Source organism: Oceanobacillus alkalisoli (genome assembly GCF_021556485.1).
Classification (GTDB): domain Bacteria; phylum Bacillota; class Bacilli; order Bacillales; family Amphibacillaceae; genus Oceanobacillus; species Oceanobacillus alkalisoli.
Map to the genome: position 1 here is coordinate 1 of NZ_JAKGBW010000035.1, position 1,131 is coordinate 1,131.

General features: G+C 49.4%; 9 tRNA genes and 1 rRNA gene. All 10 read right to left on the reverse strand.

Going from position 1 to position 1,131, the window contains the following annotated elements:
* Positions 1 to 201: 201 nt before the first annotated feature.
* Positions 202 to 277, reverse strand: a tRNA-Ala gene (locus LZD48_RS18310).
* Positions 278 to 290: 13 nt separating this feature from the next.
* A tRNA-Pro gene (locus tag LZD48_RS18315) sits at positions 291 to 367 on the reverse strand.
* 8 nt (positions 368 to 375) lie between these two features.
* Positions 376 to 452, reverse strand: a tRNA-Arg gene (locus tag LZD48_RS18320).
* Between the two features lie 4 nt (positions 453 to 456).
* Positions 457 to 545, reverse strand: a tRNA-Leu gene (locus LZD48_RS18325).
* A gap of 6 nt (positions 546 to 551) precedes the next feature.
* A tRNA-Gly gene (locus tag LZD48_RS18330) sits at positions 552 to 626 on the reverse strand.
* A gap of 22 nt (positions 627 to 648) precedes the next feature.
* Positions 649 to 730: transfer RNA gene (locus LZD48_RS18335), tRNA-Leu, on the reverse strand.
* 9 nt (positions 731 to 739) lie between these two features.
* Positions 740 to 815 (reverse strand) — tRNA-Lys (locus LZD48_RS18340).
* 32 nt (positions 816 to 847) lie between these two features.
* Positions 848 to 923: transfer RNA gene (locus LZD48_RS18345), tRNA-Thr, on the reverse strand.
* 4 nt (positions 924 to 927) lie between these two features.
* Positions 928 to 1,003 (reverse strand) — tRNA-Val (locus tag LZD48_RS18350).
* 9 nt (positions 1,004 to 1,012) lie between these two features.
* Positions 1,013 to 1,128 (reverse strand): 5S ribosomal RNA (rrf, locus tag LZD48_RS18355).
* Positions 1,129 to 1,131: the final 3 nt, after the last annotated feature.

Here is a 1,131-nt window from a genome sequence, read left to right on the forward strand (position 1 = left end):
ACCGTCATCTATTCTTAGCTTCAAAAATTGATTCAGGGATAAAAAGCTTTCGTTAGATCAATCCAACGTTTTACTTCTTACCTCTTTTTCATACTGGTTGTTTTGTTCAGTTTTCAAAGAGCAAATTAAAAGTCGCACTCAACTTCAGCGACTAAGAAATGTTATCATATACTTTCGGATATGTCAACTATTCTTTGTAGATGGTGGAGCCTAGCGGGATCGAACCGCTGACCTCCTGCGTGCAAGGCAGGCGCTCTCCCAGCTGAGCTAAGGCCCCTTTATGATATGAATGGTCGGGAAGACAGGATTTGAACCTGCGGCCCCTTGGTCCCAAACCAAGTGCTCTACCAAGCTGAGCTACTTCCCGTTTATATATGGCGCGCCCGAGAGGAGTCGAACCCCTAACCTTTTGATCCGTAGTCAAACGCTCTATCCAATTGAGCTACGGGCGCAAGATGGTGCCGAGGACCGGAATCGAACCGGTACGGTAGTAACCTACCGCAGGATTTTAAGTCCTGTGCGTCTGCCAGTTCCGCCACCCCGGCAAGGGTTGGAGCGGAAGACGGGATTCGAACCCGCGACCCCCACCTTGGCAAGGTGGTGTTCTACCACTGAACTACTTCCGCTCGTTTTTAAATCATATATAAATGCGGGTGAAGGGACTTGAACCCCCACGTCCGAAGACACTAGATCCTAAGTCTAGCGCGTCTGCCAATTCCGCCACACCCGCGCATTAAAATGGTGAGCCATACAGGATTCGAACCTGTGACCCTCTGATTAAAAGTCAGATGCTCTACCGACTGAGCTAATGGCTCGCAATAAATCAAAATTGAGTATTGATTAAAAGTGGTGCCGGCCAGAGGACTTGAACCCCCAACCTACTGATTACAAGTCAGTTGCTCTACCAATTGAGCTAGGCCGGCTAAATGGTGGAGGATGCAGGACTTGAACCTGCGACCCCCTGCTTGTAAGGCAGGTGCTCTCCCAGCTGAGCTAATCCTCCGTTTAATATGCCTGGCAACGTCCTACTCTCGCAGAGACAAGGTCTCAACTACCATCGGCGCTGGAAAGCTTAACTGCTGTGTTCGGTATGGGAACAGGTGTGACCTTTCCGCCTTCATTACCAGACAT